Source organism: Ruegeria sp. BA2 (genome assembly GCF_056539605.1).
Genome location: NZ_JBQFVE010000007.1, coordinates 1 through 23,850 on the forward strand (window position 1 = coordinate 1; position 23,850 = coordinate 23,850).

Consider the following 23,850-nt stretch of genomic DNA (forward strand, 5'->3'; position numbering starts at 1 on the left):
CTGCGGTCAGCGTGGTCTTGCCGTGGTCAACGTGGCCAATCGTGCCAATGTTGACGTGCGGTTTTGTACGCTCAAACTTTTCCTTTGCCATGATGGCCTCCTTTTCAGTTCAAACAGGACGTCTTTAGGACGCGCCAGTCGTTTCTTTCTGCACGAAGTAGTCTCCGTACAGTTCGTAGTCTTGCGCAAAAAAATTCTGGATTTTGTTGCGTTGCTTCTCGTTCAGTTTCGAAGCCGGAATTTTGGGACCTCCGGTTTGGAGATGTCTCAACTCCGGTGCTCCGCCCGTAAGCTGACGAAAGTCGTCCGCCAGTTGCTTCAATTCCGAGATATCGTAGATCCGATGGAAATAGGACGGATCCCCCCCCAGAAAATAGGCCAACGGGCGGCTGTGATGCGCGATGGACGGAGCCAAAACGCGATACCGACTAAAGTTGCGGATGAAATTTCCCAACGGAGGGTTTCGTGTCAATCCGCGCTCTTTATCCTCATCGGTCAATTCGATTTGATCCAAACCTTTGTGATGCACCACCCGGTTCGAATAGCAGGACAAGACCCGCGCGATGGGATCGCGTACTACCGCGACGCGATGCATCTCGCGCGTGGCGTTCCGCAAGGACTTTGTCAGTTTTACGCTCTCATACCCCAAATCATGAAGGTAGTTTGCCTTGCCATTCGTATGAAATGACTTGAACCGAAACCCGTTCTCGATCTCAAAAAAGAAATGCTTGAGCGAAGTGCACGCGCATTTCGGCACCGAGAAATAGGCATACTTTTCTTTGTGCAGCATAACTACCATCAGTCAGGCCTTCATCCGATCACTACTCAGGACTTCCTCAAAACCGAAACTGGATGCGGGCGTGAACGCCCGCATCCTGATTACGCGTATTTCGCCTGGATCTCGTCCGAGATGTTTTGCGGAACCGGATCGTAGTGGTCGAACTGCATGGTGAACTGGGCACGGCCCGACGACATCGAACGCAGAGTGTTGATGTAGCCGAACATGTTCGCCAGCGGAACGAACGCGTCAATCGCAATGGCATTGCCTCGCGGTTCCTGACCAGACACCTGGCCACGACGCGAGGTCAGGTCGCCGATGATACCGCCGGTATATTCTTCCGGGGTGATCACTTCGACCTTCATGATCGGTTCCAGCAGCTTCGCGCCAGCTTTGCGCATGCCTTCACGCATACACATACGGGCTGCGATTTCGAACGCCAGAACGCTCGAGTCAACGTCGTGGAACTTACCGTCCAGCAGGGCAACCTTGAAGTCGATCACGGGAAAGCCAGCCAGAGGGCCGCTGTCCATGACGGACTGGATGCCCTTTTCAACACCCGGGATGTATTCTTTCGGAACGGCACCACCAACGATGCGGCTTTCGAACGAGTAACCTTCGCCCGGCTCAGTCGGAGTGATCTCAAGCTTGACCTCACCGAACTGACCCGAACCACCCGACTGTTTCTTGTGGGTGTAGGTGTGCTCGACCGGCATCGAGATGGTTTCGCGATAGGCCACCTGCGGCGCACCAATGTTCGCTTCAACCTTGAACTCGCGCTTCAGACGGTCAACCAGGATGTCCAGGTGAAGTTCGCCCATGCCCTTCATGATGGTCTGACCGGATTCCAGGTCAGTTTCCACACGGAAGGACGGGTCTTCGGCGGCCAGACGGGCCAAGCCTTGCGACATCTTTTCCTGGTCGCCCTTGGTTTTGGGCTCAACCGCGATCTCGATCACCGGATCAGGGAAGGTCATGGTTTCCAGAACCACCGGATCCTTCGCGTCACACAGGGTGTCACCTGTGGTGGTGTCTTTCAGACCCGCCAGCGCGATGATGTCACCTGCAAACGCTTCTTCGATCTCTTCCCGGTTGTTCGAGTGCATCATCATCATACGACCGATGCGCTCTTTCTTGCCTTTGGTCGAGTTCAGGATCGAGTCACCCTTGTTCATGGTGCCCGAGTAGATGCGGGTGAAGGTCAGCGAGCCAACGAAGGGGTCGTTCATGATTTTGAACGCCAGACCCGAGAAGGCCATGTCGTCGTCTGCACGACGCGCGATGTCACGAACTTCTTCCTCGTCGCCGGGTTTGAAGCCCATGTAATCAACAACGTCCAGCGGGCTGGGCAGATAGTCGATAACAGCGTTGAGCAGAGGCTGAACGCCTTTGTTCTTGAACGCCGAACCACCCAGAACCGGAACGAACGCGATTTCCAGGGTGCCTTTGCGCAGCAGGGCGCGAAGGGTTGGAACGTCGGGCTCATTGCCTTCCAGGTATTCCATCATCGCGTCGTCGTCCATTTCGACGGCCGCTTCGATCATCTTGCCGCGCCATTCGTCAGCCATGTCTTTCAGGCTGTCGCGGATAGGCGCTTTGATCCAGCTTGCGCCCAGATCTTCACCCTGCCACAGCCACTCTTCCATGGTGACTAGGTCGATCAGGCCTTCAAGCTCGGTCTCTGCACCGATCGGAATACCAACCGGAACGGCGCGTGCGCCGGTGCGGTCTTCGATCATGTTGACGCAGTTGAAAAAGTCAGCGCCGATCTTGTCCATCTTGTTGACGAAAACCATACGCGGAACCTTGTAGCGGTCAGCCTGACGCCACACGGTTTCGGTCTGGGGCTCAACACCGGCGTTTGCGTCCAGAACACAGACGGCACCGTCGAGAACCGCCAGCGAGCGTTCAACTTCGATGGTGAAGTCAACGTGGCCGGGGGTGTCGATGATGTTCAGGCGATGCTTGGGGGTATCGGCGGTCTGACCGTCCTCGGTGCGTTCCCAGAAAGTGGTGGTCGCAGCCGAAGTGATGGTGATGCCGCGTTCCTGCTCCTGCTCCATCCAGTCCATGGTGGCTGCACCATCGTGCACCTCACCGATGTTGTGGGATTTGCCAGTGTAATACAGGATACGCTCCGAGCAGGTGGTTTTACCTGCATCGATGTGCGCCATGATACCGAAGTTACGGTATAGTTCGAGCGGATATTCGCGTGCCATTTTTGATAAGCCTCTGGATTACCAACGGTAGTGGCTGAAGGCTTTGTTCGCCTCGGCCATCTTGTGGGTGTCTTCGCGCTTCTTCACGGCAGTACCGCGGGACTGTACAGCGTCCAGCAGTTCGCCGGCGAGGCGTTCTTCCATGGTGTTTTCGTTGCGGCCACGCGCAGCAGTGATCAGCCAGCGGATGGCCAGTGCTTCGCGGCGCTCGGGGCGCACTTCGACCGGAACCTGATAGGTTGCACCACCAACCCGGCGCGAGCGAACCTCGACCGACGGTTTGATGTTGTCGAGCGCTTCGTGGAACACTTCGACAGGAGCGCGCTTTACCTTGTTTTCAACGCGATCAAATGCGTTGTAAACGATGCGCTCTGCGACCGACTTCTTGCCGTCGATCATCAGGTTGTTCATGAATTTGGTCAGAACCTTGTCGCCAAATTTGGCGTCAGGCAGGACTTCGCGTTTTTCGGCGGCGTGACGACGTGACATATCAGCCTCTCCTTCTTACTTGGGACGCTTCGCGCCGTATTTCGAACGGCGTTGCTTACGGTCTTTGACGCCCTGAGTATCCAGAACACCGCGCAGGATGTGGTAACGCACACCGGGAAGGTCTTTCACACGGCCGCCACGGATCAGAACAACCGAGTGTTCCTGCAGGTTGTGGCTTTCACCGGGGATGTACGAGATGACCTCAAACCCGTTGGTCAGGCGCACCTTGGCAACCTTACGCATCGCCGAGTTCGGCTTTTTAGGTGTGGTGGTGTACACGCGGGTACAGACGCCGCGTTTCTGCGGGCACTGCTCCAGGTGCATGGACTTCGAGCGTTTTACTTTGGGCTGCCGCGGTTTGCGGATCAGCTGTTGAATAGTTGGCATTCCGGTTTCTTCCCCGTTTTGCAACACACATGACATGCACGCGGTTGCGTGCGGTTAAATTCGCTGCACTCATGCGTCCACAAGCGCAAAACCCGCGAGCGTTCCCATTCCGAGGTGAACGTCGCGGTTTGTTATCAGAGGGCGCGAACGATAAAAGTGTCCGGGCCTTGACCAGTTCATTACTGAAATCGGTTATGGGGCGGCCCCCGGTACCGAGATGTCGCGCGTATTAAGGGGAGTCGGGCCAAGTGTCAACAGCCCAGCGGGAAAGGCGTGTTGCGCATCAGAATGTCAGGTGTTTATCGGGATTGGTCGGCGGATTCCACCACTCAGTTGCATTGCGACATGTTCAAACCCGGTGCATAGTGCCTTAGCCCCGCAATTCAGTGGATGAGACATGCAAGTCATTGGCCTGTGCCGATTTTCATTCCCCGCCCTTGGTGATTTCCAGATCGAACACGGCACGGTCGCCGAGCGCCGACACCATCTGTATAACCCGACCCGTCTTGAAGAGCGGTTTCGCTTGTTCGAATCCGTGACGCTGCCTAGCTTTCGCGCTCAGACTGATGGAGATTTTCAGTTCCTGATTGTCATCGGTGACTGCCTGCCTAAAGAGGCGCATGACCGGCTCAGGGACGTGACCGCAGATATACCTCAAGTGCAGATTGTCGAACGTTCTGTCGATCCCAATCGAAAGCACAGGCAAGTCATGAAACACATCTTGCAGGAAACACGGCTGTACCCAGACCGGCCTTGTCTTCAGTTTCGCCATGACGACGACGATAGTGTTTCCATTGATTTCATAGAATGCTTACGAGAGGCTGCAGGTGATGGGGCTGGGTTGATCAAAAAAAATCAGGCGATCGGCATTGATTTCAACAACGGATATCAGGCCAGTTTTGGACCCGGAGGTACTCAGGCAGCGCAGGTCTACAAGTCTTTGCTTGGGGTGGGTCTGGGCATGCTGGTCTCGGGCGGCTGCGCCCATACGATCATCAGCTTTACCCACAATAGGATCGGGCGCTTTATGCCGGTGATCAGCTATCCAGATCACCCGATGTGGATCAGGTCATTGAACAGTTCAAACGACTCGCCGCGTGCTAAAAAGCAAAAAGCGCAGCTTGCGCCGATTACATCCGAGATCAGAGAAGAGTTTGAGACACGTTTCGCGATCGCCCCAGAATTCCTGCATCAGGGTTCATCTTCTGCGTGACGCGACCGCTCTCGAAACAGAGTGAACATCCCTGCCCCTACAACCAACGCCGCGCCCAACATGGTGATTGCGTCCGGCCAGTCGCCGAATACCACCCATCCCAGTCCCAATGCCCAAAGCAAACTGGAATAGCGAAATGGCGCGACAAAGCCGACCTCGCCCACGCGCATCACCATGACACTGAACAGATAGCCCATCAGCACAAACACCGCAGCGCTTGCGACCAGCGCGCCAGATACGGTCGACATCGGCACCCATCCCTCAAATGTAGAAGCAATCGCCGCTGCCGAAGTGATGGAGAGGGATGTCGCCAAAGTCACCACCATCGAAGGCACCTCTGCTGACATGCGACGGGTGATCAGATCGCGAACCGTGACTGAGACGACCGCTATCAATGCGTAGATGGCGTAAATGCTGAACCCGTCAGGGCCAGGTCGAACGATCAGCAACATACCAACGAACCCGAGAGCGATTGCTGCGATCCGCCTCCATCCGATCACCTCACCAAAGAACAACGCTGCGCCCAGGGTCACGGTCAGGGGCAGCGCCTGCAAAACAGCCGTGACGTTGGCAAGCGGCATGTGCATCAAGGCCGTCAAAAAGAAGAAAGTCGCCGACAACTCTGCCAGGCAACGGAACGCGATCAGCCACTTGTCATGGCGGGGGAAATTCAGATGGAGCGCGCCTAGATGACGGGCCAGAATGAATACCAGAACGGTCGCCAACGCCCCGCGTGTGGCAACAAGCTGAAACAGAGGCAGATCTTGCCCCACCACCTTCACCAACGCATCATTAAAGGTAAAGGCCGCCATGCTGCCCATCATCAGCAGGGCACCTTTCAGGTTTGAGGTCATGGCGTAAACAGTTCTTCTAGTGTCCGTTTGAAACAGGCCGCATATCTTCTTTCAAAAATGAAACGATCCACTTAGGTTAACGCGTCATCAAAGTTGCCAGGTGTCCAATTGAGAGTATGTTTCTAAAACGTAATTCCAATCTCCCAAACCTAGCCTCATTAAATCGATTAAGTCCCAGGTTCTCATCAAATCTGCAACGGATCACTGTGGGGAACATAGGTTTAGCAAACATTAGCAGACTTTGGCCCTCACATGCTCTGGCAATGGTCTTTTTGCCATACCTCGATCCTTGAGACGTCGAAACCGGCGTTTCCGATTTTCAGAAAGAGTTCCGCGATCGATCGGGAACCCTAGATAAAGATCGCCCTCCCGCTCCATAGGAATTACATGAGGGTCTTCCCCCTCATAATAAAAAAATTCACTGTTTACATGCACGCTCCCGAAAACTGTAGGATACACCCAGCGCGCCAAGAACTGCTGATCCCATCTACGACCATTAAACCCGCGTCTTCGACCGTATCTGCGCATCCAATCACCAATTTTTGGCAGAGCGCCTCCGCGTGCGCCCCAGAGTCCGGCGAGAATCAGTGCCGAGTGTTGCGGATGGTCGCGGATGATATGAAATTGTTTTTCAGAATTTAGCCACTGTTCAACAGCCGCTCTTTCACGAAGAGTCAGCTGCGCATCAATATCGCGGGAGATAAAAGCGTCAACATTCTCATCAGCCGCAGGTAGAAAACGCCAACCCAGACCATCATAGGGAGCCGTTTGCGTCATTACCTGAATTTCTGCGTCCGTCATCTCCAATCTGGCGTGCCAATTGTCGCCAATCTGGTCAGACGCATAGATGCGCATCTTCCAATCGGGATAAACAGATTGCCATGCGTCGATATTCCGTAATGCACCATCAAAATATAGTGCTGAATCCCCGAACAGAGAAAATGAAATCAGTTTGTACTTGGAGCCCATAGTACTTCTTTAAAATGCTAGCTGTATTCCGGCAATAGATAAGCTCTGATTGCATTTGCCCTCAGATTTCAGCCACCCCAGTACAGTTCTTTATCTTTGGTCACGCTCGAATAGATGGCGTGGTTGACTCGCTTAGATCAGATTCAATGCAACTTTTCTCGAAGTGATCAGGCAGTTCAATAGGATGAAGTACGTATCCAAGAAAAAGAAAAGGCTCCACGATACCGCGGAGCCTTAAAGTCTCATAAAGGTCGCTTACTCGCGGCTTTCCGGTGTTTCCACCAGGACGTCCAGCTCATCACCAACCATGTCGTCGTCGAATGTCGGAGCAGCCAGAGCAGCGGCCGCTTCGGCCTCTTCCCGACGGGCTTCGATAACCACGTTGTCACGCGACTGCGCGATATGACGGACGGCCTGAGTCGCTCCACCGGTACCGGCAGGGATCAGGCGACCAACGATGACGTTCTCTTTCAGGCCAACCAGTTTGTCCTTCTTGCCCTGAACCGAAGCCTCGGTCAGAACACGGGTGGTTTCCTGGAACGATGCCGCCGAGATGAACGAACGCGTCTGCAGCGAGGCTTTGGTGATCCCCAAGAGGATCGGCTCGCCCTGAGCCGGACGACCGCCGCGCGAGATGGTCTTCTCGTTGGCCGCGTCGAACTCCTGCTTGTCGACATGCTCGCCTTTCAGCAGGGTGGTGTCGCCTGAATCCAGGATCTCCCACTTCTGCAGCATCTGGCGCACGATGACTTCGATGTGCTTGTCGTTGATCTTCACGCCCTGCAGACGATAGACATCCTGCACCTCGTCGATCATGTAATCCGCCAGCGCTTCGACACCCATGATGGACAGGATGTCATGCGGAGCGGGGTTACCGTCCATCAAGTATTCACCCTTCTGGATGAAGTCCCCTTCGGCGACCGGGATGTGCTTGCCCTTGGGTACCATGTACTCGATGGTCTCCATGGACTCGTCAGCCGGTTCGATGCTGATGCGACGCTTGTTCTTGTAGTCACGGCCAAAGCGCACATAACCATCAGCTTCTGCGATGATCGCGTGATCTTTCGGACGACGCGCTTCGAACAGTTCGGCCACACGCGGCAGACCACCGGTGATATCCTTGGTCTTGGCACCTTCACGCGGGATACGCGCAACAACGTCACCGGCTTCGATGGTCTGACCATCTTCGACCGACAGGATCGCATCCACCGACATCGGATAGTGAACCGGGTTGCCCGCATCGTTGCGGACCGGCTCGCCATCTTCACCGACCAGAATGATCTCGGGCTTGAGGTCGCTGCCTTTGGGGGCCGCGCGCCAGTCGATCACGATCTTCTGGGTCATGCCAGTTGCATCGTCGGTCTCGTCACGGACAGCGAGGCCCGAAACAAGGTCGACATATTTCGCGGTACCGGCTTTCTCGGCAATGATCGGCAGGGTGTAGGGATCCCACTCGAACAACTTGTCGCCACGGGCCACTTTAGTGCCGTCCTTGACGAACAGCTTCGAGCCATAGCCCAGCTTGTGGCTGGCCCGCTCTTCGCCGTGTTCATCCTTGATCACCAGCTTCATGTTCCGGCCCATGACCAGGCTTTCACCTGCGGCATTTACCAAAATCTGCGGGTTCTCGAAGGAAACGACACCTTCCTGGCTGGCTTCCTGGAACGACTGCTGACCACCTTGGGCAACACCACCGATGTGGAAGGTCCGCATCGTCAGCTGCGTACCCGGTTCACCGATGGACTGCGCGGCGATGATGCCGACAGCCTCACCCGTGTTCACCATTGTACCCCGCGCAAGGTCACGACCGTAGCAGGTGGCACAAACGCCTTCCTCGGATTCACAGGTCAGAGGCGAGCGGATGCGCATCGATGCGATACCGGCCTCATCGATTGTGTCGGCCATACGCTCGTCAATCAGCTGACCAGCGGCGACGATCACCTCATCCGTGCCCGGACGCAGAACATCGTCAGCAGCGACACGACCCAGCACACGTTCAGCCAGCGAGGCGACAACCTCACCGTCGTTCACGGCGGCTTCGGCGGTGATCGCACGCTCAGTACCACAGTCGATCTCACGAACGATGCAGTCCTGTGCCACGTCCACCAGACGACGGGTCAGGTAACCCGAGTTCGCCGTCTTCAGAGCGGTATCCGACAGACCCTTACGGGCACCGTGGGTCGAGTTGAAGTACTCGAGAACGGTCAGACCTTCTTTGAAGTTCGAGATAATCGGCGTCTCGATGATGTCACCGTTCGGCTTGGCCATCAGGCCACGCATACCGCCCAGCTGTTTCATCTGAGTGACCGAGCCACGCGCACCGGAGTGGGCCATCATGTAGACCGAGTTCGGCTCTTGATCTGACCCGTCTTCGGCCTTGGCAACGTCCGAGATGGTGCTCATCATCGCTTCGGTGACGCGGTCGTTACACTTCGACCAGGCATCAACAACTTTGTTGTACTTTTCGCCCTGAGTGATCAGGCCGTCCATGTACTGCTGTTCAAAGTCCTTCACCTGACCGCGGGTGTCATCAACGATGCCCCACTTGTCATCCGGGATGACCATGTCGTCCTTACCGAACGAGATGCCCGCCTTGAACGCTTCTTTGAAGCCCATCGACATGATCTGGTCACAGAAGATAACCGACTCTTTCTGACCGCAGTAACGGTAGACGGTGTCGATCACCTGCTGCACTTCTTTCTTCCGCAGCAGGCGGTTGACCAGCTCGAACGGGGCTTTGTTGTTCATCGGCAGCAATGCACCCAGACGCAGACGGCCCGGAGTGGTTTCATAGCGCTTCTGAACTTCGTTGCCTTCGTCGTCGATCTGCGTGATCCGCGCGGTGATTTTCGAGTGCAGATGCACCTCACCGGCGTCCAGCGCGTGCTGAACTTCTTCGATCGAACCGAAGACCTTGCCTTCGCCCGGCATGCCTTCGCGTTCGAGGGTCACATAGTACAGACCCAGGATCATATCCTGCGACGGAACGATGATCGGTGCACCGTTTGCAGGCGACAGAACGTTGTTCGTCGACATCATCAGAACACGCGCTTCCAGCTGCGCCTCAAGGCTTAGCGGGACGTGAACGGCCATCTGGTCCCCGTCGAAGTCGGCGTTAAAGGCCGAGCAGACCAGCGGGTGCAGCTGGATGGCTTTACCTTCGATCAGAACCGGCTCGAACGCCTGAATGCCAAGACGGTGCAGCGTCGGCGCACGGTTCAGCATGACAGGATGTTCGCGGATCACCTCGTCGAGGATATCCCACACTTCGGGACGTTCTTTCTCGACCAGTTTCTTCGCTTGCTTAACAGTCGAAGACAGACCCTTGGCTTCAAGGCGCGAGTAGATGAACGGCTTGAACAGCTCCAACGCCATCTTCTTGGGCAGACCACACTGGTGCAGCTTCAGCTCCGGACCGGTCACGATGACCGAACGGCCCGAGAAGTCGACGCGCTTACCCAGAAGGTTCTGACGGAAGCGGCCCTGCTTGCCTTTCAGCATGTCCGACAGCGATTTCAGCGGACGCTTGTTGGCGCCGGTGATCACGCGGCCACGACGGCCGTTGTCGAACAGAGCGTCCACGGATTCCTGCAGCATCCGCTTTTCGTTGCGGACGATGATGTCAGGCGCGCGCAGCTCGATCAGACGCTTCAGACGGTTGTTCCGGTTGATGACGCGGCGATACAGATCGTTCAGATCCGAGGTCGCGAACCGGCCACCATCCAGCGGTACCAGCGGACGCAGTTCCGGCGGAATGACCGGGATCACGGTCATGACCATCCACTCAGGCCGGTTGCCCGACTCGAGGAAGGATTCGACAACCTTCAGACGCTTGATGATCTTTTTGGGCTTCAACTCGCCGGTTGCTTCGGCCAGATCAGCGCGCAGCTGCTCGGCTTCGGCTTCCAGATCGATCTGGGCCAGCATCTCACGGATGGCTTCGGCACCGATATTCGCGGTGAACGCATCCATGCCATAGGCATCCTGCGCATCCATGTACTCTTCTTCGGTCAGCATCTGGCCGTAGGTCAGGTCGGTCAGACCGGGCTCGATGACGACGTAGTTTTCAAAGTACAGAACGCGTTCCAGATCGCGCAGCGTCATGTCCAGCATCAGACCGATCCGGGACGGCAGCGATTTCAGGAACCAGATGTGCGCAACGGGTGCGGCCAGTTCGATGTGGCCCATACGCTCGCGGCGGACTTTCTGCAGGGTGACTTCCACACCGCATTTCTCGCAGACAACGCCGCGATATTTCATCCGCTTATATTTGCCGCACAGGCATTCGTAATCTTTGATCGGGCCAAAGATACGCGCGCAGAACAGGCCGTCACGTTCGGGCTTGAACGTCCGGTAGTTGATGGTTTCGGGTTTCTTGATCTCGCCATAGGACCAAGACAGGATCCGCTCGGGCGACGCCAACGAGACCTTGATCTCGTCGAAAACCTTCGGGGGCGTCAGTGGGTTGAACGGGTTGTTGGTGATTTCCTGGTTCATTTGTTACCTCAAATCTTGCGGAAGGGGGGAGAGGGGAGCGGAAACTTCAAAAGTTTCCGCCCAAGAATTTTTTCAAAATTCTTATTCCTCAACCTCCGCATCCAGGAGTTCCATATTCAGGCCGAGGCCACGGACTTCTTTCACCAGAACGTTGAACGATTCCGGTACGCCCGCTTCAAAGTTATCCTCGCCCTTGACGATCGACTCATAGACCTTGGTCCGACCGGCGACGTCATCCGATTTCACCGTCAGCATCTCCTGCAGGGTGTAGGCGGCGCCATAAGCTTCCAGAGCCCAGACCTCCATCTCACCAAAGCGCTGACCACCGAACTGCGCCTTACCACCCAGCGGCTGCTGGGTCACCAGGCTGTACGGCCCGGTCGAACGCGCGTGGATCTTGTCATCCACCAGGTGGTGCAGTTTCAGCAGGTACTTGATGCCTACGGTGACCGGACGTGCAAATTGCTCACCGGTACGACCGTCGAACAGAACCGACTGGCCGCTTTCCGAGAAGCCCGCACGCACCAGCGCGTCGTTGACGTCAGCCTCTTTGGCGCCGTCGAAGACCGGGGTTGCGATCGGAACACCGCGGGTCACGTTGCCCGCAGCCTCGATTAGGCCATCCTCGTCCAGACCGGTGATGCCTTCTTCGTAGACATTCTCGCCATAAGCCAGCTTCATCGCTTCGCGCACCGGGGTCAGATCGCCGGAGCGGCGGTACTCACCCAGAGCGTCGTCGATGTTCAGACCCAGACCACGTGCGGCCCAACCCATGTGGGTTTCAAGGATCTGACCAACGTTCATACGCGAAGGCACACCCAGCGGGTTCAGACAGAAGTCAACCGGCGTACCATCGGCCAGGAACGGCATGTCTTCCATCGGAACAACCTTGGAGATCACACCTTTGTTCCCGTGACGGCCGGCCATCTTGTCGCCCGGCTGCAGCTTACGCTTCACGGCGATGAAGACTTTGACCATCTTCATCACACCCGGCGGCAGGTCGTCGCCACGGCGGACCTTCTCGACCTTGTCTTCGAAACGGGCGTCCAGAGCACGCTTTTGCACTTCGTACTGCTCATTCAGAGCCTCAACGATCTGTGCGTCCTGCTCACCTTCCAGTGCCAGCTGCCACCACTGACCACGGGTCAGGGTTTCCAGCAGCTCCTCGGTGATCACCGACCCTGCCTTGACGCCTTTCGGGCCTTTGACAGCGGTTTTACCCAGGATCAGACCTTGCAGACGCGCATAGATGTTGCGGTCGAGGATCGCCAGTTCGTCGTCCCGGTCACGGGCCAGACGTTCGACTTCCTCACGCTCGATCTGCAGCGCACGCTCGTCTTTCTCGACGCCGTGACGGTTGAAGACGCGGACCTCAACGACCGTACCGTAATCGCCCGGCTTCACGCGCAGCGAGGTGTCGCGCACGTCAGATGCTTTTTCACCAAAGATGGCGCGCAGCAGCTTTTCTTCCGGGGTCATCGGGCTTTCGCCCTTCGGAGTGATCTTGCCGACCAGAATATCGCCCGGCTCAACATCCGCACCGATGTAAACGATGCCCGCCTCGTCGAGGTTGCGCAGCGCTTCTTCACCGACGTTCGGAATGTCGCGGGTGATCTCTTCCGGGCCCAGCTTGGTGTCACGGGCGGCGACTTCGAATTCCTCGATGTGAACCGAAGTAAAGACGTCATCACGCGCGATACGCTCCGAGATCAGGATCGAGTCTTCGTAGTTGTAACCGTTCCACGGCATGAACGCGACGACCACGTTCTTACCAAGGGCCAGTTCACCCATGTCAGTCGACGGACCATCCGCAATGACCTCGCCCTTCTGGACGGTGTCACCCACCTTGATCAGCGGACGCTGGTTGATGCAGGTGTTCTGGTTCGAACGCTGGAACTTGCGCAGACGGTAGATGTCAACGCCAGCGTCGCCCAGCTCCAGATCCTCGGTGGCGCGGATAACGATACGCTGGGCATCGACCTGGTCGATGATACCGGCGCGTTTCGCCTGAATCGCAGCGCCCGAGTCGATCGCAACCTTTTCCTCGATCCCGGTGCCGACCAGCGGCGCCTCGGCCCGCAGCAGCGGAACCGCCTGACGTTGCATGTTCGAGCCCATCAGAGCGCGGTTGGCGTCGTCGTTTTCAAGGAACGGGATCAGCGATGCAGCTACTGAGACCAGCTGTTTCGGCGAAACGTCGATCAGATCCACATTCTCGCGCGGGGCAAGAGTGTAGTCACCGGCCTGACGGGTCGAAACCAGATCGTTGATGAACTTGCCATCCGCATCCAGCGTCGCGTTCGCCTGCGCTACGGTGTGACGCATTTCCTCGGTCGCGGACATGTAGTGAACCTCATCGGTCACCTCGGCGTCTTTGACGACGCGATACGGTGTTTCAATGAATCCATACTTGTTCACGCGGGCAAAGGTGGCCAGCGAGTTGATCAGACCGATATTCGGACCTTCGGGCGTTTCAATCGGGCACATCCGGCCATAGTGGGTCGGGTGCACGTCACGCACCTCAAAGCCCGCGCGTTCACGTGTCAGACCACCAGGGCCAAGCGCCGAGAGGCGGCGTTTGTGGGTAACTTCCGACAGCGGGTTGGTCTGGTCCATGAACTGCGACAGCTGCGAGCTGCCGAAAAATTCGCGGACAGCAGCCGCAGCCGGTTTCGCGTTGATCAGGTCTTGCGGCATGACGGTGTCGATCTCGACCGACGACATACGCTCTTTGATCGCGCGCTCCATACGCAGCAGGCCAACGCGGTACTGGTTTTCCATCAGTTCGCCGACCGAACGCACACGACGGTTGCCGAGGTGGTCGATATCGTCCACGTCACCTTTGCCGTCACGCAGTTCAACCAGCGCCTTGATGCAGGCCACGATGTCTTCGCGGCGCAGGGTGCGCAGGGTATCCGGCGCGTCCAGAGCCAGACGCATGTTCATCTTCACGCGGCCAACGGCGGACAGGTCATAACGCTCGCTGTCGAAGAACAGGGTGTCGAACAGAGCCGATGCAGCTTCGACGGTGGGCGGCTCGCCCGGACGCATGACGCGGTAGATGTCCATCAGTGCGCTTTCACGGTTCAGGTTCTTGTCCTGAGCCATGGTGTTGCGCATGTAGGGGCCGACATTGACGTTGTCGATGTCCAGAACCGGAATGTCGGTGATGCCCGCATCGATCAGCTCTTTTGCGGTGCCGCCGATCAGGTCGCCGTCCTTGTCGTATTCCAGCGTCAGTTCATCGCCAGCTTCGACATAGATCGCACCGGTTTCTTCGTTGATGATGTCCTTGGCGACGAATTTGCCGACGATGTGATCGAACGGAACCAACAGGTCGGTGACGGTGCCTTCGTCGATCAGTTTCTTGACCGCGCGCGGGGTGACTTTCTTGCCCGCTTCGGCAATCACTTCACCAGATTTTGCATCTACCAGATCATAGGTCGGGCGGGTGCCGCGCACACGCTCGGGGAAGAAGGGCGTGACCCAGCCTTTCTTCTTGTCTAGCTTGTAAGACACGGTGTTGTAATACGCGTCCATGATCGCTTCCTGATCCAGACCCAGCGCATAAAGCAGGGTTGTCACAGGCAGTTTACGGCGACGGTCGATACGGGCGAATACGATGTCTTTGGCGTCGAACTCAAAGTCCAGCCAGCTGCCGCGATACGGGATGATGCGGCAGGCAAACAACAGCTTGCCCGAGGAATGGGTCTTGCCCTTGTCGTGATCAAAGAACACACCGGGCGAGCGGTGCATCTGGGACACGATCACACGCTCGGTGCCGTTCACGATGAACGTCCCGTTCGGTGTCATCAGGGGCATGTCGCCCATGAACACGTCCTGTTCTTTGATATCTTTGACCGATTTCGCGCCGGTGTCCTCATCGACATCAAATACGATCAGACGCAGCGTGACCTTCAGCGGCGCGCTGTAGGTCATGTCGCGCTGCATACACTCTTCGACGTCGTATTTGGGTTTCTCCAGATCGTATTTCACGAACTCCAGAACGGAGGTTTCGTTGAAATCCTTGATCGGGAAAACCGACTGGAACACACCTTTGATGCCTTCGCCGTCAGTGGGCTGCTCTGCATCGCCGGAGCGCAGGAAAAGATCATAAGAAGATTTCTGCACCTCAATGAGGTTGGGCATTTCCAAAACTTCGCGGATTTTGCCGTAATATTTACGAAGACGTTTCTGGCCAAGGAACGTTTGAGCCATGTCAGATGTCACCTTTCGATGTTCTCAGCGGGCAAAGACACCGTCGGGCCCCGGCATCTTGCACATTCGAGACGACACGTCCGGATCAATTCGTGGCCACCGTCCCGAAGGTGGCCTCCCGATCCGAAAACCGTGTCTTAGAAAACGCCTCGATCGATGAGGCCCTTTCTAAGACAGGTTCGGCTGGACCCGGATTTCTCCGGACCCAGCCAAATTTTTTGGTGCATCAGCGATGCACCAGACAACGGGCTTAGGCCAGCTCGACCTCGGCGCCAGCTGCTTCCAGCTTGCCTTTGATCTCTTCGGCTTCGGCTTTGTCGATGCCTTCTTTGATCTTGCCGCCAGCTTCGACCAGCTCTTTGGCTTCTTTCAGGCCCAGACCGGTGATGCCGCGAACTTCTTTGATCACGTTGATTTTCGAAGCGCCGGCGTTCTTCAGAACGACGTCGAATTCGGTTTTCTCTTCCTCAGCTGCGCCACCGGCGTCGCCACCAGCTGCAACCATTACGGCGCCGCCAGCTGCGGGCTCGATGCCGTATTCGTCTTTGAGGATGGTTTTCAGTTCTTGTGCTTCCAGCAGGGTCAGACCCACGATGCTTTCTGCGAGTGCTTTCAGATCAGCCATTGTATTAGCTCTTTCCGTTTTACAGTGTGTGTTCCAACGTCAGGGTAGATACCCTACGCAGATCATTCAGTGCCAACCGCTTACGCAGCTTCCGCCTTCTCTTCGATGGTGGAAAGGATGCTTGCGATATTGCTTGCAGGTGCGCCAATCGCGCCGGCGATGTTCGAAGCAGGTGAGCCAATGCAGCCAACGATCGAAGCAATAAGCTCCTCGCGAGACGGCATTTTCGAAACTGTTTCGACGCCTTTGCGGTCCAGAGCGTTCTCACCCATTGCACCGCCAAGAATTTCGAACTTTTGGTTCTCTTTGGCGTAGTCCTCGGCCACTTTGGCGGCTGCCACAGGGTCCTCGGAATAGGTTAGAACGGTCATCCCTGTCAGCAGGTCGGCCATGCTTTCACACGGCTTACCCTCAAGGGCGATTTTGGCGAGCCTGTTCTTGGCAACACGCACAGACCCACCCGCTTCGCGTGCACGCGCGCGCAGGTCTTGCATTTCGGCAACTGTCAGACCGGCGTAATGGGCAACCACTACGACGCCAGAGCTTTCGAAGATTTGGCCGAGTTCCTCGACCACTTTCTCTTTCTGGGCTCTATCCACAGTTCTCTCCAAGTTTGGGGCGATACCTCACCCCGGCTCATATTTGCCGCAGCTTGCGCTCCGGCGTTCAGGTCCGTTGTTACGGGATGGGCCAAAATTCGCCCGAGGGTGGGACCCCTCAGAATTCTTTGGTCTTACCCGTCTCAGGCAGGGAATTAAGGGGCCAGATGGCACCACCCACCGTCTTGGACGAAACAAAATAAAGCGCACGACGAATCGCACGCTTTATTCCGTGGGTTTACTTAGGACAGATGAGCAGGGTTTCCAAGGGGTAAATTGGTAGATTTGCGCGCGTGGCCAAGACTTTCCGTCGGTACGACCACAGTTGAAGCCACTCAATAACTTCTGCAACATAATGAGTTCTCCCTACATGTTCCTCATTCCCAACTCGTAAGAATTGCGAATCTTGTCCGTGGGTGGAGCTCGGCTCAAGGACCGTAAGTCAGAACGTAAGAAAAGGATTTATCGTCACTTCCAATTAACGACTTACTTGGGCACTATTCGTTCGCTTTCAATTTGCTCGAAAGAGCGTGCCGCACTGGTTGCGGTGCCGTGCACACCACGTTTCTAAGCCGGTGTCGGCCATAGTTTTTCTCACCGCTGTCTAGCCGCTCCAGAATTGAAGGTGTAGACGCTCCCGCTGGCCTTGATGTGCCCTTGCTGGATTGCAAACAACCTGAATGGAGACGTCTATGGAAGAGATTGGCCTGGATTTGACGAAGAATGTGTTCCGGGTGCGCGTAGTGGATATGACTGGTCATCCCGTTCTTCGGAAGAAACTGCGCGGAGGCCAGGTCTTCGAGTATTTTGCCACGCTGCCGAGATGCGTGGTTGCAAAGGAGGCCTGTGCCAGTGCACATTATTGGGGCCGAGAGATTGGCCGATTGGGTCACCAAGTCAGGCTTATTCCTCCAGCGTATGTGAAGCGTTTTGTTAGGCGACAGAAGAACGATGTCGCTGATGCAGAGGCGATCTGTGAGGCGGCGACCCGTCCAACGATGCGCTTTGTTTCTGTGACGAGCGAGACGTCGCAAGCGGCAGCTATGGTGTTTCGGGTCCGCGAGCTGCTGGTTCGGCAGCGCACGCAATTGATCAATGCCATGCGAGGTCACCTTGGAGAGCTTGGTCAGGTGGCCCCGCAAGGAACGGTCAATATTCGTAAGTTGGTTGGGTTGGTGGATTCTGGCGATAGCGCGATCCCGGATGTGACCCGGGAGTGCTTAGAAAGGCTGATCAGCATGTTGGACCAGCTGGAGGGTCAGATCAAAGAACTGGATGCCGAGATTGCCCGCCGCGCGCGCTCAAACGCAACGGCACGCCGCCTTATGACGGTGGCAGGTATTGGCCCACTCATTGCCACTGCGCTGGCTGCCCTTGCGACACCGCCTGAAACGTTCCGTCGTGATCGGGATTTCGCCGCCTGGCTCGGGCTGGCTCCAAGACAGCATTCAACAGGGGGCAAGCAGCGCCTCGGTGCAACGACAAAGATGGGAGACCGTTCGCTCAGGCGGTTACTGATCATCGGCACTAACAGCGTTGTCATGTGGCGTGCTCGAACCAGCATGAGAACAGATCTCTGGCTTGATCGCCTGATCGAGCGCAAGCCGCCACTGCGGATGCGCGTGGCTCTGGCCAACCGCCCTCTCACACATGCAAGTATATGTTGACGGGAAATGAATGGCGAGGCGCGTCTGGGCCATGATGAGCAAAGGGGAAGTCTACCGGGCTCAGGCTGCCAACGCTTAAAGCGTCGGCGACAGCGCGGCTGCTGAACCGGAAGAGGACAATGGACGGTATGGCAGAAGGATCGTGAGACAGGGCCGGGAAAACCAGCTTGCTATAGAGTGCTACGAGCACGTGGTTTTGAATTGGACCGGATCCGCTAACACCATAGGGGCCTGCGGCATGTCCAAAGGCCGCGCAACAGGCCGAATACATGTCAGCACCTGATCCGATGCAAATACGGTCAAAATTACATCTTGCGTTTTTGGCGTCTACAAATGGCGCAAAGGGCACAACCAGATGAAACAATCGATGCTCATCCAAACGCGCGCGCAGCGCTTCGAACAAATGCGGAGGATTGGTGTTAAAGCTGCTAACATCCAAAAGCCTAGGGATCACGTCCTCAAGTACCGCGTATGTACTACCATGCATGACAACTGCGCTGGCAAATACCGCCTCGTCATTCAATTCTACGTTTGAGACATCAGCAACTGCTCATTCCGGATTTCTTTCATTGCCGCAATCAGCTGCGAACTCGCGACAGTCAGAGGAAAGATATATCCCAATCCAGGATCATCTACGAAACGATGCAATGCTGCAGAATACTTGCGCCGCTCATCACTCTTCCCAAGCTGAGCAGCAATTGCCGCCTAAGGACGCTCACGCCGCACCTGAAACAACTCTTCAACACCTGCTGGCGGAACGTAGACATCCGATTCTATCAATGCATAGCGCGAGAAACTCGGCACTGACTAGGTTGAAAAATAGTGACACATATCACCACACAAACAACGCCACTTCTTTGGTAAGTTAGATAAACCAAGAAGCTTCAACGTATCCTGACGCAACTGAACTTCTCGAAACGACCCACAATCGACCGGGCCATCCCGCTCGTCTACCACTATTGCAAATTAAACGCCCGAAGACGCAAGTGTTTTTGCCGTAGAAGCGCCGTTTCTGGGAACCCTTTAGTTCTTACGAGAAACAATGTTTAGTCTGGGATACTCAATGCAATGCCCTACCCTAGAACACGCCACGGATGCAAATGTGGCATCATTTTGCAGGCAATCATGTAGCTCAACTGCTATCGTTTTCCATCTGGAAACCTACTCTGTCAAACAAAAAACCCAGGCGTATACCGCCTGGGTTCAAATACTTGAAAAATCGCCTTGGCTTATTCGCCCGCAGCAGCTGCCACGTCCAGCGTCACACCCGGGCCCATGGTCGAGCTCAGCGCGATTTTCTTCATGTAGGTGCCTTTCGCGCCTGTCGGCTTGGCTTTCGCAACAGCCGAGATAAAGGCACGGACGTTTTCAACCAGCTTGGCTTCGTCGAACGACGCTTTGCCAACACCAGCGTGCACAACACCGCCTTTTTCCGCCTTGAACTGAACTTCACCGCCCTTGGCTGCTTCCACGGCTGCTTTCACGTCCATGGTCACGGTGCCAACTTTGGGGTTCGGCATCAGGTTGCGGGGACCCAGAACCTTACCCAGACGGCCAACGATCGGCATCATGTCCGGGGTGGCAATGCAGCGATCGAATTCGATGGTGCCACCCTGAATGGTTTCCATCAGGTCTTCTGCGCCAACGATATCTGCGCCAGCTTCTTTTGCTTCGTCAGCCTTGGGGCCGCGCGCGAACACAGCAACACGCATCGCTTTACCGGTGCCGTTCGGCAGGCCAACAACGCCACGAACCATCTGGTCCGCGTGGCGGGTGTCAACGCCCAGGTTCAGAGCAATCTCGATGGTCTCATCGAATTTCGAGGTCGCGTTGCCTTTGACCAGAGCAACAGCTTCTTCGACTGACAGGTTTTCCTTGCCAGCGACAGCTTCGCGCGCAGCGCGGGTACGTTTACCGAGTTTTGCCATCTTACTTCACCTCGATGCCCATAGAGCGGGCCGAGCCCAGGATGATCTGCATTGCGCCTTCGACGTCGTTGGCGTTCAGATCTTTCATTTTGGCTTCGGCGATTTCGCGAACCTGCTTCGAGGTCACGGTTGCCACGGTCTCGCGACCTGGGTTTTCCGCGCCGCGAGGACGGTTACGCTTGCCAACCGGCTTCAGACCAGCTGCTTTTTTCAGGTAATAAGACGCGGGCGGCGTCTTGATGTCCATGGTAAAGGACTTGTCCTGATAGTAGGTGATCACGGTCGGGCACGGAGCGCCGGGCTCCATGTCTGCGGTCTTGGCGTTGAACGCCTTGCAGAATTCCATGATGTTGATGCCGCGCTGACCCAGCGCCGGACCAACTGGCGGCGACGGGTTCGCCTGACCTGCAGGAACCTGCAGCTTCATTGTACCAGCAAGCTTCTTGGCCATTTGGTTTTCCTTTCAACTCAGTCAGGGCGCGCCCTGACTAGATTATGTTGCGTGGTCCGATCCGGGATCGCGATCCCTGCAACCTCCCACGAGAGACTCTCGCCCGAAGACGATAGAGGCGGCATGTACAGGGGAACGGTGGTGTTGGCAAGTGGCCTGATCCTCAGACGTTCATCGAATCAATGCCGAATGGGTCTCTCGTCGGATCAATGCGCACAGATCACCATGGTTGGGGTTAGCTGTAAGCCTCTAAGGGACTAATAAAAATGATTATTCTTTTCAGCTTCTTCGTGATGCTCATGTTTCCGCCATCCGTCCCACCACAATGTTCGCAGCTATGCTATACTTCGCGAGATTAGTTGTATTGGTGGAGGTTGATTATGATCATTCGTTTAATTCTTACACTTGGAATCGCGCTGTCTCTTGCCGCGACTTCGCCCCAGACCGCGCGGGCCGACGCGGGTGAGATTTTGGGCGGCGCAGTCGTTGGCGGCGTGATCGGATACGCGATCGGTCGAGATCAGGAGAGGAAACAGCAGGCCCGGACAAGATCGACAACGACACGCACGTATCGTCCCGGCATCCCGTCAACTACAGAAGGTGCCCAGACCCAAACCGCGCTAAACTATTTCGGCTACAATGCCGGACGGGTTGATGGACAGGTTGGTCGCGGCACGCGTTCAGCGATCGAGCGCTATCAGGTCTCGATGGGCTATCCGGTGAATGGCCGTGATTTTCAGCCTTATCAGCGCGACTTCCTGATGCAGGCCTATTATTGGGCAACCAGTGGTGGTCAAAACGCAACGCGTCTTTCGGGCCAACCGCTTTTGATGGAATACCGGCGGCAGATTCAAACCGGTTCAACTTTTGCTGCCGCACCTCAGGCACCTTTGGTCGCTACACCGCAGGCTCCAGCACAAGCGCAAGCGCCGACCATTCCAGTTGTGGTTCCTCAAGCTGCGGAACCAGCGCCTGAGGCCACCACAAAAACAGCCTCGGCCAGCCTGCCAAGCCTGTTCTCCGGCGGGACCGGAGGTCCTTCGCTGGCCAATCGCTGTAGTGGGGTGATGCTGCAAACCTCGACCAATGGGGGCTACACGACGTTGTCGAATATGACGGACGCCGATTTCGCCCTTAGCGAACAGTTCTGCCTTGCGCGCAGCTATGCCATGGCGCGCGGTGAGGATCTGATGCAGGACATCCAAGGGCTGACCCCGGATCAGGTGAGCGCCCAGTGCGCCGCGTTTGGCGAAATGCTGGCACCACAGGTTGATGCGCTGTCAATCAGTTCAAAAACCGAGGCTGAAACCCAGGTGCGCAAGCTGGCGTTGGATTCAGGGCTGAGCCCCGCAGATCTCGCGGCGACAAGCAAGGTTTGTCTGGCGATGGGCTACCGTCAGGACGATATGGACACCGCAGTTGGCTCTGCCTTGATGCTGGTCGCAATGGGCGAGCCTGCTTATGGAGAACTGGTTGGCCACCACCTTCGCGAAGGCTTCGGTGTGCAAGAACGCCGTGACCTTGCGATGCAATGGTATGATGCCAGTCTTTCGGCATTGGATGCCGGCTCGCAAGCTGTCTTCCTGCCGTCGCAAACCGACCGGCCACAACTGTTGCGCGCAGCCATGGTGCAAGCGCAATAGGTCGGAACACACAACAATCTCAGTCCCTACGAGGCTGCTCCAAACAACGCCGCGGTGCCCGTTTGCATCGCGGCGTTCTACTGCGAGGGTGCTAATATGCCGACCCCATCGGAACCGTTCTCGGAACAAGATAAGGTCGATGCTCTGATCGAGTGGATGGTTGACGGCGCTCGCCCGGCGGCAAATGCGGTCGACATCATCGAGGGTATATGTACCCGCCTGCTGGACGCAGGTGTGGCCATTGATCGGTTTGGATTGTTCATCTGGACCTTGCACCCCAACCTAACGGGCCGGCGTTTCATTTGGAAAGCAGGCGCAGGTGTTGATCGGTTCGATGCGCCGTCACAACTGTTTTCTACAGCAATCTACACCGATAATCCCCTGCCCCATGTTATTGAGCGTCAGCAATCCATCCGCCGTCATCTGGAAGACCCAAACTGCCCCGAGGACTATATCATCGTGGGCGAGTTGCGCGAGCAGGGGTTCACCGACTATCTGGCGCAGCCACTGATCTATATCAACGGCGATACCCATGTCTGTACTTGGTCATGTGCCACGGCCGGCGGATTTTCGGATCGCGATCTGGAAATCCTGAACCGGGTTCGCGGACCGCTGGCGCGCCTGACCGAGACCTACATGTTGCGACTTGATGCGACATACCTTCTGTCAACCTATGTTGGCCGCAACAGCGGCGCGCAAATACTCGACGGCAAGGTTCATCGCGGCGACGGCAGCAAGATCGAGGCCGTCATCCTGTTTGCAGACCTAAAGGGATTTACCCGCCTCTCGAACTCGGTTTCCGGAGACACGCTGGTCAGACTTTTGAATGATACGCTTGATTGCCTTGCCCCTTCGGTCATGGACCAAGGCGGAGAGATCCTGAAATTCATGGGCGACGGCTTTTTAGCCATCTTCCCTACCAGTAAAGACCGTCCGCCACAGGAACAAATCAAAGCCGCCATCGCGGCAGTGAGCGAGGGATTGGCATCGCTAGCGGAAGCCGATTTCCAGCACAAGCTGGGCGTACGGACTGCGATCCATCACGGTCGCTTCCACTATGGCAATATAGGCGGCGGAGACCGGTTGGATTTCACCGCCATAGGTCCGGACGTGAACTTAACGGCCAGACTGGTATCGGCAGCTACGGAGTTGGATTGCGACCATGTCCTGTCCGAAACCGCAGCGGCGTTTTTGCCAAAACTCTGCGAACCGGTCGGAACTGTGTCGCTCAAGGGGTTTGGCGAAGATCAAACCGTTTGGCAGCTGAGCACCCCCCCAACGTAAAAAGGGTGCCCATAGGCACCCAATCAGAT

General features: G+C 56.3%; 17 protein-coding genes and 1 pseudogene. 4 read left to right on the forward strand and 14 right to left on the reverse strand.

What is annotated here, in order from left to right:
- The 5 genes from ACR0NN_RS15345 to rpsL form a co-directional block, all read right to left on the reverse strand.
- Nucleotides 1–91: GTP-binding protein (locus ACR0NN_RS15345; protein ID WP_215675807.1), on the reverse strand; the 91-nt coding region annotated here is incomplete at its 3' end.
- Between the two features lie 33 nt (nucleotides 92–124).
- Nucleotides 125–790, reverse strand: coding sequence for a sulfotransferase family 2 domain-containing protein (locus tag ACR0NN_RS15350; protein WP_170725107.1), 666 nt, complete (start codon nucleotides 788–790; stop codon nucleotides 125–127).
- Between the two features lie 89 nt (nucleotides 791–879).
- Nucleotides 880–2,997: an elongation factor G gene (gene fusA, locus ACR0NN_RS15355; protein ID WP_170687059.1), complete on the reverse strand. Its 2,118-nt coding sequence runs from the start codon at nucleotides 2,995–2,997 to the stop codon at nucleotides 880–882.
- A gap of 18 nt (nucleotides 2,998–3,015) precedes the next feature.
- Nucleotides 3,016–3,486 (reverse strand): 30S ribosomal protein S7, encoded by a 471-nt coding sequence (gene rpsG, locus ACR0NN_RS15360; protein ID WP_010441203.1) that lies wholly within the window; start codon nucleotides 3,484–3,486, stop codon nucleotides 3,016–3,018.
- A 15-nt stretch (nucleotides 3,487–3,501) separates the two neighbouring features.
- Nucleotides 3,502–3,873 carry a 30S ribosomal protein S12 gene (gene rpsL / locus ACR0NN_RS15365; protein WP_005621086.1) on the reverse strand — a complete coding sequence of 124 codons (372 nt, stop codon included), beginning with the start codon at nucleotides 3,871–3,873 and terminating at the stop codon, nucleotides 3,502–3,504.
- Nucleotides 3,874–4,270: 397 nt separating this feature from the next.
- Here rpsL and ACR0NN_RS15370 point away from each other — a divergent pair, with 397 nt between their 5' ends.
- The gene (locus ACR0NN_RS15370; RefSeq protein ID WP_170725106.1) at nucleotides 4,271–5,086 is read left to right on the forward strand and encodes a putative rhamnosyl transferase; all 816 of its coding nucleotides are present in this window, start codon (nucleotides 4,271–4,273) and stop codon (nucleotides 5,084–5,086) included.
- Here the strand turns inward: ACR0NN_RS15370 and ACR0NN_RS15375 are convergent.
- The 6 genes from ACR0NN_RS15375 to rplJ all read right to left on the reverse strand — a co-directional run bounded on the left by ACR0NN_RS15375 (nucleotide 5,065) and on the right by rplJ (nucleotide 16,848).
- Nucleotides 5,065–5,940 (reverse strand): DMT family transporter, encoded by an 876-nt coding sequence (locus tag ACR0NN_RS15375; protein ID WP_170725105.1) that lies wholly within the window; start codon nucleotides 5,938–5,940, stop codon nucleotides 5,065–5,067. The genes ACR0NN_RS15370 and ACR0NN_RS15375 overlap by 22 nt on opposite strands.
- Nucleotides 5,941–6,171: 231 nt before the next feature.
- The gene (locus tag ACR0NN_RS15380) at nucleotides 6,172–6,909 is read right to left on the reverse strand and encodes a hypothetical protein (protein WP_170725104.1); all 738 of its coding nucleotides are present in this window, start codon (nucleotides 6,907–6,909) and stop codon (nucleotides 6,172–6,174) included.
- A 255-nt stretch (nucleotides 6,910–7,164) separates the two neighbouring features.
- Nucleotides 7,165–11,406 carry a DNA-directed RNA polymerase subunit beta' gene (gene rpoC, locus ACR0NN_RS15385; protein ID WP_170725103.1) on the reverse strand — a complete coding sequence of 1,414 codons (4,242 nt, stop codon included), beginning with the start codon at nucleotides 11,404–11,406 and terminating at the stop codon, nucleotides 7,165–7,167.
- A gap of 81 nt (nucleotides 11,407–11,487) precedes the next feature.
- Complete coding sequence (rpoB, locus tag ACR0NN_RS15390) at nucleotides 11,488–15,624, reverse strand: DNA-directed RNA polymerase subunit beta (protein WP_170725102.1); 4,137 nt, start codon at nucleotides 15,622–15,624, stop codon at nucleotides 11,488–11,490.
- Nucleotides 15,625–15,874: 250 nt separating this feature from the next.
- Nucleotides 15,875–16,249 (reverse strand): 50S ribosomal protein L7/L12, encoded by a 375-nt coding sequence (gene rplL, locus ACR0NN_RS15395; RefSeq protein ID WP_170417028.1) that lies wholly within the window; start codon nucleotides 16,247–16,249, stop codon nucleotides 15,875–15,877.
- A gap of 80 nt (nucleotides 16,250–16,329) precedes the next feature.
- A complete protein-coding gene (gene rplJ, locus ACR0NN_RS15400; RefSeq protein ID WP_170725101.1) occupies nucleotides 16,330–16,848 on the reverse strand; it encodes a 50S ribosomal protein L10 in 519 nt (172 codons plus the stop codon).
- A gap of 692 nt (nucleotides 16,849–17,540) precedes the next feature.
- Between rplJ and ACR0NN_RS15405 the strand changes: the two are divergent.
- Nucleotides 17,541–18,488 (forward strand): annotated as a pseudogene (locus ACR0NN_RS15405) (IS110 family RNA-guided transposase); the annotation flags it as partial.
- Nucleotides 18,489–18,492: 4 nt separating this feature from the next.
- Here the strand turns inward: ACR0NN_RS15405 and ACR0NN_RS15410 are convergent.
- The 3 genes from ACR0NN_RS15410 to rplK all read right to left on the reverse strand — a co-directional run bounded on the left by ACR0NN_RS15410 (nucleotide 18,493) and on the right by rplK (nucleotide 20,894).
- Nucleotides 18,493–19,002, reverse strand: a complete 510-nt coding sequence (locus ACR0NN_RS15410; protein WP_480685014.1) for a hypothetical protein — start codon at nucleotides 19,000–19,002, stop codon at nucleotides 18,493–18,495.
- Nucleotides 19,003–19,744: 742 nt separating this feature from the next.
- Nucleotides 19,745–20,443, reverse strand: coding sequence for a 50S ribosomal protein L1 (gene rplA / locus ACR0NN_RS15415; protein ID WP_170687051.1), 699 nt, complete (start codon nucleotides 20,441–20,443; stop codon nucleotides 19,745–19,747).
- A 1-nt stretch (nucleotide 20,444) separates the two neighbouring features.
- Nucleotides 20,445–20,894: a 50S ribosomal protein L11 gene (rplK, locus tag ACR0NN_RS15420; RefSeq protein ID WP_010440985.1), complete on the reverse strand. Its 450-nt coding sequence runs from the start codon at nucleotides 20,892–20,894 to the stop codon at nucleotides 20,445–20,447.
- Nucleotides 20,895–21,274: 380 nt separating this feature from the next.
- On the opposite strand from rplK, the gene ACR0NN_RS15425 reads away from it, so the two are divergent.
- Complete coding sequence (locus ACR0NN_RS15425; RefSeq protein ID WP_170687050.1) at nucleotides 21,275–22,537, forward strand: peptidoglycan-binding domain-containing protein; 1,263 nt, start codon at nucleotides 21,275–21,277, stop codon at nucleotides 22,535–22,537.
- A gap of 96 nt (nucleotides 22,538–22,633) precedes the next feature.
- Nucleotides 22,634–23,821 carry an adenylate/guanylate cyclase domain-containing protein gene (locus ACR0NN_RS15430; protein WP_170725100.1) on the forward strand — a complete coding sequence of 396 codons (1,188 nt, stop codon included), beginning with the start codon at nucleotides 22,634–22,636 and terminating at the stop codon, nucleotides 23,819–23,821.
- Nucleotides 23,822–23,850: the final 29 nt, after the last annotated feature.